The organism is Mesorhizobium sp. M0018 (genome assembly GCF_040323955.1).
In the GTDB taxonomy this organism is placed as follows: Bacteria; Pseudomonadota; Alphaproteobacteria; order Rhizobiales; family Rhizobiaceae; genus Mesorhizobium.
Genome location: NZ_JAMYVL010000059.1, coordinates 1 through 8340, shown reverse-complemented (window position 1 = coordinate 8340; position 8340 = coordinate 1). Strand labels below are relative to the sequence as shown.

The following is an 8340-nucleotide window of genomic DNA, read 5'->3' as shown; positions in this document are numbered from 1 at the left end:
AGAGGAAGAGAAGGCGAACCGGCTCGGCGACGGCCGCCATGGCATCTAGCAACGCGCTCACATCCTCAGCCGACAGGCCGGAAGCCTCAAGGTGCTCGGGCCTTGTCATGACCGCCTGGTACTCGATCATCAACGGCACCGAAGCGATGAGCGTCAGCCGGCGCTCCAAAGCCGCCACCAACAGTTGGCGCGAGGCGCCAGCGTCACTTCGGATCGCCGCCACCATGGTCGCCGTATCGAGAAGCAGTCTCATGCAGGCATATTTGATATCGCGTGCGATATTGCAAGAGGACGGAGCTTTTCGTAAATTGCCTGGCTTGGGAATTCCAAATCGCAGTGCTCAAGTATTTGCACGCCACACTACGACAGCGCGGCAACTGAACTTGTCTTGCTGATCATCACGCCGCTCAATGCCCTCGATACACACAGAAGAGCGGGCATGCCATGCTGGATGAGGCCAAACCTGGGAACGACAAGATTACAGGGCTGACATGTCGGCACGAGATATGGTTGATCGGCGGATGACCTCGACCACGAAGTCCAGATAGGCGGCCTTGTCCATGAGCATTAGCCGATCATTTGGCGCGGGCCCAGAATGCTCCTGTACGCGCTCCCAGAGGCGTTCCCGCATCTCCCGGTTCAAGGTGATAAAGTCGCTCCCGACACAGCGGCCTGTGCCACGCTCGGCCATTAGGGCGAAAGCCGGCTTTCCGGGTTCACGCTCGACGCCGAGCAACTCGTATTCATCGATGCTGTAAGCCTTTGGTCTTGAGCCAAGCCGTCGAATTGCCGCTCCGGTATTTGCTGTCCTTGCGCCTCGACACCATGCCTTCGAGCCCCGCCTGGTCTATCAGGTGGGAAGATCGCCTTAGCCTCGCCGGGAAGCGCCTGGCTGAATTGGATACGGCCACCGTCCGGGATCATCTCGGCAAGGATCTCGCGGCGGTCCTCCAGCGCCATGTCGCGCAGGTCGTGACCATTGAGATGCAGAAGATCGAAGGCGACGAATAGAGGTCGTGCTGGCGTCGGGTGATGGCTTTCCGCAAGGCTCCGAAGTCAGACAGGCCAGTCTCGTTCAATACGACGATCTCACCGTCGATGATGGCGCTTTCCACGTCCAGTTCAGCGGCGGCCTTTGCGAGGGCGATGCCGATGGCGAAACTGTCCGAACGCGACACTATCACGATGACTGGCGAGGTGACGCTTGTTCATGATGACGGGACCGGCACGGTTCGGCTTCACGGCTACGACGTTCCGTGACGGCGCGCGGGGAACGCCTCGCAGAAATACCGGACCTCTCCACCGCGTCCGCCCTCGGCAATCGCGACAGCATGCTTGGCTTTCGACACATCGACACCGACGTAAAAAACGTTATCTTGCTCCATGGCTCGTCCTTTCTTCGCTTGGGGCTCGGCTCGGCACTCCCGAGCAACCCCCGTTTGCTTAACAGCTGCAAAGACTAAGGGCGGGCGGCCGCTCAGACCACGGTCATAACGTCTAATAGCCATCGCAACCTTACCCGCCAAATCGTCCTTGTTGCGCCAATATTGACGAGCTTCTTTTCATATAGCTTTCGGAATCTCTCGAGTTTGGCCTTTTTATCGAACTCGACCTTTTCCGCGGCCCACGTCTTGCGAGCACCGCCTTCGAGCAAAAACGCCACCGGTAGACACGCCTTGGGCGACGGCGTACTCGTACTCCTCTGGGTGTAGTTCTTACCCTTCAACTCTGAGCCGTACCGCTCTGCTACGATGAGTACGTAGTAGTCGCTGTCATCGATGCGCCGCTTGATGTAATCCCATTGAGTGTCGTCGCTGGCTTGGAATGCCTCCATCCCACAGGAATATGCCCGAGGTTAAGAACGGACTCGATGACCGACCGTCTTTCGTCCACCAAATCGGCGTAGGTCGAGCTGACGAAGATCTGGTATTTAACGTCCATGCGGCTTCACCCTTCGATCCGCCCTTGTAAGTCTGCAAGCAGGCTGGGGATAACGCCGTGCCCGCATCAAGAAGCCGAGTCATGATTCTTGCAAGGGGTGAAGCGATCAAAGCCCGACCCGCGCGCTGGCACGCTAGGTTGCCCGGTTTGCCGGAAGGAATAATCACTTGCGGCCGAGGAGCATGAAACGTGCGGTGCCCCCCGCCGCAGCGACAGCCTTCGCTATTCCTTCTTGTCGACCAGCGCCCGTAGTGCCGAGACGTCATGCAGCAATAACCTGCTGCCGCGCTTTTCGATCAGGCCTCTCTTGGCGAGGTCGCTCATTTCGCGCGAGACCGCTTCCCTGTGCGTGCTCATCGTTGCCGCCAGCTCGGAATGCGTCGGTGCCGGGCTTATGGACACCTCGCCGTCCACGAGTGCGGCTTTCTCCGCCCGATGCAGGAGCTCGACGATCAGCCGTTTTCGCACGACCAGAGTGCTGTATTCGAATACCCGCTCGGTCATGCGCCGGAGCTGGGCAGACAGATGCTCAAGCAGCATCCAGGCAAAAGTCGGGTGGGTCATCACGATATCCCGGAATGCTGTGCCGGACAGCCGTGCAGCGCGGGTTGCCTCCAGCGCGACTACGCTGGCAGAGCGTGCAATCCCGTCAATGCCTCCGAGCTCCCCGAAAATGTCGCCCGGTTCGACATCGCGATACGCTATCTCCCTGCCGTCCGCTGAAACCAGTGTCACGCGAGCCCGTCCTTCCAGCAGGAAGAAGACATCGCGACCAGTGTCGCCGTGGGAAATGATTAGCTCGTTGTGTCGATAGCTGCGCTCGTGCCACCGTTTGGTCAGCGCGGCGAGGTCGGCATCGCAAAGTCTTGAGATGAAGGCCAGAGAGCCTGTCACAACGGTCTCTTGTTCAATCAAGTGTACTTCACCTTACTCCCTATCCAAGGAAATTTGATGGCCGCAGGCCCCGCTTTCCGGGATGCAAACTGGGAGCGGATTTCGCCAATGTTTTCCCCGGTGTGGGAATTCCCACAGCCGAGCCTGGTTCGACTGTCATATCCTTGTTGCAACGTCAGGCCCGCCGGCTCGTGTGAAAGCCGGCGAAGGGAAAGGGAACAGTCATGAAATTCTTGGCTCCCGTCACAAAACTTGCTGCGGGGTTTCGCAAATTCGTCGCGCCGCGCTACCGCCCGGAGCTTTATTACATGCGTGGCCCGGGGCCAGCCACCGCCCGCCGTATGGGCACGCCGCGGCAAAACCAATCCATCGACCACTACGCCTAATTTGCCTCGCGGACGGCTGACGCTCTCGCCCGGAGTGCCGTTCGCGCCGTTCCGTACCGGTCAATTCAGATCAATGAAGGGACGATCTGATCATGGTTATAATTCATGCTGCCGCCATTGGTCCATTTCGCAGGTGGTTACGCCTCCGCGCCGAGCGAAAAGCTCTCTTGTCGGCAACGGACCAGTTGAGCCGTTTACCCGATGACGTCCTTGGCGACATCGGCATCTCACGTGACGAAATCATGTGCGATTTGCGAAGCCGCGCCATCCGTCATGCGGAGGCAGGCGCGGCCGGCACGACGATCGAGCGCACCAGGATCGCTTCGGCCTCGATCCCGAAACGGTTGGCCGCCGGCAGTGGCTACACCTCGGCCGAGATCCCCTTTGGCTGGTCCACGAGCGCGCGATCGAGCCTTACATCGGCTTCGACAAGCAGCGGCGCGCGGACGGGACCTTCGAACGGCACTACACCTGCGACCCCAAGGACTGAATGTTGACCGACGGGAGCTGGGGAGGATCTCAAAATGATCATGTCAGTTGTTAAGTCCCTCGCGCCTGTGACGCTCGGCACCGTGCTGATCGCAATCAGTCCGGCTTCATTGTCGGCTTCTGACGCTCAGGACCTTGCGTTCGCTCACGCTGACATGCCAATCAAACAGCTGAAAGACGTCTATTTGGATTGCGAGCGGGGAGGCCGCCGGTGCGCTGGGGACGGAAGACGTGATGTACTGTTCGATGCGTGAGTTCCGACTAGGCGCGCGATAGCAGTTTGCGCATAATCAACGATGCATGGCCTTCTGCACCGTGCGACGCGGCCCTGCGATCGACCACTTCGAACATGTTTGGACCGCGCACTTCGCCGATCAGCGCAGTAACCAACCCGCGGAGTTCCGCGAGCGACAGCCTTCAAACGAATCAGTCGGTGGTAGCGTCACGCATAGGGTGAATCACGAACGCGCTCGCCTGCAAACCCCTTCGCCCGGAAATCTGCCCCGGTTACGCGGTTCGCCAGCAGACTGAGAAGGAGCGGCTTCAGCCGATCGCCGATGCTTTTTGTTATCTTTGTGCTTAATGGCAGCTTTGCGCCCCGATTTCGGCCGTTCGACTATATCGTTCGAACTGCCGAAAGCTGTCGGGGCTCCGGCCCTCTCAAACCCTCCGCCGCCGTTGTCGCGCATGTGCCGCATGCCACCTGCCGTGCTTTCAGCGAGCGACCTTACCTCCAGTCCGGAACCTAGCAGTCGCCCAACTGGTTCAACCTTCCGCCACGGCTGGGCAGAGGAGGGCGTGCAAAACGGTAGGCGCGACTAAGAAACGGTCGCGGTTCGAGTCGGTAGAGGGATACCGCCGATACAGTGCTGTAACCGAGTTCGTTTGCTGACGGGACTTCTTAATCGGCGCAAATAGGTCCGACTCTAACCTCCGCAACCAGTTCCAGCATAAATCACTAATAGTCACGATCTGATCAAAGCCCCGCCGGAAAAAACGGCAAGGCATTTCCCACGGCAGGTTTGGCGAAGCGCGGAAGGGCACTCTGCCGCCCAGAGTAAGCGGCCTGCACGCGAGAGGGACCCTTTTCCAAGCGCGGTGTTCGAATCCCTCCCTCTCCGCCAGCAATGTCCTACCTCTCTGGTTTATCTTCGCTTTTAGGGATGAACTTTAGGCAGTTCTCCGACCTGGTACAGAAACCTGGACCAGAATGGAGGATGGCGTGCCACGATCCACGCCACGTGTCGTCAGACGAGCCAATACCTACTACTTCCGGATGGCGATACCACGGCACTTGACGCATCGGCTGATAGGGCATGAGATCAAGGTCTCGCTGCGGACAGCCGACCCTCTTGTCGCAAGACTGCGAGGGACCAGCCTAAGCAACGCACTGGACATGTTTCTGCTTAGGCTACCCCATATGCCTGACCTGACCTCGGAAGACATTCACGGTCTCATCAAGGGCTATTTTAAGCATGCTCTTAGCCAGTCAATCGAACTCGCCCATATTCTCCCGAGGGACCATCGGTACGATCAGGCGGGGGAAATTGGCTATCTCGTAAACCGGATGCAGGAATTGGAAACTCAATTGGCCCATCGGTCATGGCCGGTGTCGGTCCAGTCAGAGGCTCACGCGCTTCTAGGCACCATCCTCCCGAGAAAGCTTGCACCCGCGTCAGAGAGGTTCCAGCAGCTCTGTCAGGGCATTCTGCGAGCGGACCACGAAAACGCCCGCATTCTTGCTGCCATGCTGGCCGGTAACTATCACGAGGCTGCGCCCAAGGACCCGATGTTCGCCGGGATCGTCGTAACCGATCCGCCTGCCGTTGCCGGCGATGAGACGGTGGCACCTCCCGAACCAACGCTGGCGTCGATAGCGGCCCTGTTCCATGCCTATAAGGCCAAGCACGACTGGGTGAAGAAGACGGCAGCCGACGCCGGTCGGGTGTTGTCGCTCGCGAAGTCGATCATCGGCGAGAAAAAACTCATCAAAAAGTTAGATATCGAGGACGTGAAGGCCATGCGCGACGCGCTTGGCTCCCTCCCGCCCAATTACATGAAACTGGCCGCGAACAAGGGCATCAGCCCCAAAGAGGCTATAGCGGCAAACACCGGCGGACCGGTACTATCTCTTAAGACGCAAGACAAGTATTTCACCATGTTCCGGCAGTTCCTGATCTGGTCCAACCAAGAAGGCTATCTCGACAAGGTGCCTGGTCAGGGCGTGAAGATTGCTGGATCAGCCAATGTCGATGCCGGAGAGAAGCGAAAGCCATATTCAAAAGAGCAGTTGCAGGCAATCTTCGGCTCCCCGCTCTACACGGGGCACCAGTCGGAGAAGGTACGCCATAAACCCGGAGCGTTGATAAGTCGTGATGGCAAATTCTGGGTGCCTTTAATTGCGCTGTACAGTGGCATGCGGATGGGGGAGATCATCCAGCTTCTGATCTCCGACACAAAGACGCAGGACGGTATCGCTTATTTTGATGTGTCGAAGGACGAGGACAAGACGTTAAAATCACAATCCAGCGTGCGCCGAGTGCCTATTCATAAGGTTCTTATCGACCTCGGCCTTCTCGACCAGGCGAAGGGGTCGGGACGGCTCTTCCCCGATATCGAAAAGGGAAAGGATGGCTACTACAGCCACAATTTCTCGAAATGGTGGGGGCGTTTCGCCCGACAGATCGGAGTGCGTACCAAAGACACGACGTTCCACTCGTTTCGTCACAATTTTAAGGACGCGCTGCAGGCGGTAGAAACCCCTGAGTACGTTTCGAAGGCATTGATGGGGCATGCCAACAACGATGTTCACGCAGGCTACGGAACTGGGCCGACCTTGTCGGTGATGAAGAAGGCGATTGATCGGATCGACTATCCGTTCGAGGCGGTGCCGGCCAAGCAAGAGCCGGAACCGTAGGGCTGGCGTTCTATGTTGTCATGTCCTTCGCTAGATGCCGACGACTGATCGCGAGTGTATCGTTTGCTCGTGACCACACTACACCGATAAGATAGGAATGAATGTTGGCGATGTCGCGCCCCCAAACTTGCTCTTCGGCTTCGTCGTTCTGCGGATAGCAGATATCCCAGACAGGATCGTGAACCGGCTCAAGCCGGTAGCGAGCACGCAACCTCTGGAGGTCGAAGACAAACACAGCACCATCTTGCTCGTCATCATCGCGTTCGACGAACGTCCAGTACGCGGCCACGCGAGGGTCTCTTGTGAATGATATCGCGGGACGTTCAGATCGGTTATAGAGAAGCGTGTCGTCGATGAGGATCCTGCGCGGGTACCTCGTACCGTGAAAAATAACTTCCTTTCGTCGAGAGATGTTTCGCAATTGTTGTGCAAGGACAGCTACCCGAGGGTCGGCGCATTCACAAAAGACCATTGTCTCCTCCGGCTGGTAGAAAGTCTTGGTCAAGGTCCTCGATGTGCCAGTTGCCGATCCCCTTGGTCAGTTCATCGAGAATGAATCGGTTCACGCACCAATGGACTTCAGCCATGACATAGTGCCAGCTCTCGGCGGATTTATCCCACGCCGGGTGCCCAGCGAACCAACGCCTTGCGTAGTCCACTGCAACTGCCACGAGGTCTTGTTTTTCATACGCGATGCTGTTGCCGAGCCGAGAAAGCAGGCGCGTGCGGAGACGATCAAACCGCTCAAGGGCGGGACGGGTATAGAAGGTACCGTCTTTTCCACGGCTTACGCGATAGCCTAGGAAGAAAACGTGGTCGTTGATGTGCCTAATCTCGTGTTCATGAAGCTCAAGGGGTCCGGCAGGTAGGCTCATAAGCCGATGGGCTAGGGCCTGAATTGACGCCTTTGCTTCCGACTTTGCGCGCGCACCAATTAGGATATTGTCGAGGTGGGTACCCCAAACGACATCCCATTTCTCCGTCGAACGACGGAGTTCCCGTCCCAGGACCATGCGCGCGAATTGCGGCGCGCAGACGTCGCCCTGTATTAATCCCTGCCGGACCATTTTGAGCTTCGACCCTATGCTGCCCATCGAGTATGGATAGCCTAGAGGCAGATCAGCATCATCACCTTCGAGTATGACCTGCTCAGAGAGCTCAATGCCGTACTTTGGATCAATGAACCTGATCGAGGTTTCTGGCGGGAGAAACGCAAGATTTTGGATCATCCACTTCGACAGTGGAAATCCCGCCAGATGACCGGGTCGCAGGGACGGAAAGTAGTCGCGAACATCGAGGCTGGCCCACCACAGATAGCCATTTTCGATTTCCGCATGAAGTGCTTCGAACAATGCACGTTCCCCGCCCGCGCCCTTGACGGTGCTGTCGTTGGGACTATCGCCGACGGTCGCTGACAGGACATCGCGCAAGATGAGCTGTTGCGCCGTGCGGCGGCGTCCCGACATCCCGATGGGCCGCCATTCTCCCTTCTTGCCTTCCTTGGGGCGCGGCATGATGGTGAGCGGCTCGTGAAACGCTTTGCTTATTGACAGTTCGGTAGCCCATGTTTCCAGCTGGGCAAACGGGATCGAGTGATTGCTACCTTCTAGCAGGCTGTTGAAGAAGTCAGGCTCTTTCGCAAACGAAGCCTGAATCGTCGGCGTTGTGGATGTAGAAGTGGCCGACGAGGCGGCCTGCAGTGCCAAAGACAGC

9 protein-coding genes and 2 pseudogenes are annotated in these 8340 nt (G+C 57.9%); 5 read left to right on the top strand and 6 right to left on the bottom strand.

Annotated features, from left to right (window positions below; all coding sequences use genetic code 11):
- From NKJ81_RS32165 to NKJ81_RS32150, 4 genes and pseudogenes are all read right to left on the bottom strand, one after another.
- Positions 1-253: PIN domain-containing protein (locus NKJ81_RS32165; protein ID WP_352542934.1), on the bottom strand; the 253-nt coding region annotated here is incomplete at its 3' end.
- Between the two features lie 437 nt (positions 254-690).
- The gene (locus NKJ81_RS32160; RefSeq protein WP_352542933.1) at positions 691-960 is read right to left on the bottom strand and encodes a hypothetical protein; all 270 of its coding nucleotides are present in this window, start codon (positions 958-960) and stop codon (positions 691-693) included.
- Positions 961-1477: 517 nt separating this feature from the next.
- A pseudogene (locus NKJ81_RS32155) lies at positions 1478-1941 on the bottom strand (DUF4062 domain-containing protein).
- A 222-nt stretch (positions 1942-2163) separates the two neighbouring features.
- Entirely contained in the window at positions 2164-2835 is a 672-nt protein-coding gene (locus NKJ81_RS32150; RefSeq protein WP_029356805.1) for a Crp/Fnr family transcriptional regulator, read from the bottom strand.
- Between the two features lie 224 nt (positions 2836-3059).
- Here NKJ81_RS32150 and NKJ81_RS32145 point away from each other — a divergent pair, with 224 nt between their 5' ends.
- The 5 genes and pseudogenes from NKJ81_RS32145 to NKJ81_RS32125 all read left to right on the top strand — a co-directional run bounded on the left by NKJ81_RS32145 (position 3060) and on the right by NKJ81_RS32125 (position 6627).
- A complete protein-coding gene (locus NKJ81_RS32145; RefSeq protein ID WP_167522729.1) occupies positions 3060-3221 on the top strand; it encodes a hypothetical protein in 162 nt (53 codons plus the stop codon).
- 244 nt (positions 3222-3465) lie between these two features.
- Complete coding sequence (locus NKJ81_RS32140) at positions 3466-3711, top strand: hypothetical protein (protein WP_352542936.1); 246 nt, start codon at positions 3466-3468, stop codon at positions 3709-3711.
- Positions 3712-3745: 34 nt separating this feature from the next.
- A complete protein-coding gene (locus tag NKJ81_RS32135) occupies positions 3746-3964 on the top strand; it encodes a hypothetical protein (protein WP_352542932.1) in 219 nt (72 codons plus the stop codon).
- A gap of 956 nt (positions 3965-4920) precedes the next feature.
- Positions 4921-5097, top strand: a pseudogene (locus NKJ81_RS32130) (DUF6538 domain-containing protein); the annotation flags it as partial.
- Positions 5098-5130: 33 nt separating this feature from the next.
- Positions 5131-6627 (top strand): site-specific integrase, encoded by a 1497-nt coding sequence (locus tag NKJ81_RS32125; RefSeq protein ID WP_352542935.1) that lies wholly within the window; start codon positions 5131-5133, stop codon positions 6625-6627.
- Between the two features lie 10 nt (positions 6628-6637).
- Here NKJ81_RS32125 and NKJ81_RS32120 read toward each other — a convergent pair whose 3' ends face one another.
- Positions 6638-6916 carry a hypothetical protein gene (locus NKJ81_RS32120; protein WP_352542931.1) on the bottom strand — a complete coding sequence of 93 codons (279 nt, stop codon included), beginning with the start codon at positions 6914-6916 and terminating at the stop codon, positions 6638-6640.
- Between the two features lie 169 nt (positions 6917-7085).
- The coding region (locus NKJ81_RS32115) for a hypothetical protein (RefSeq protein WP_352542930.1) at positions 7086-8340 on the bottom strand (1255 nt) is incomplete at its 5' end.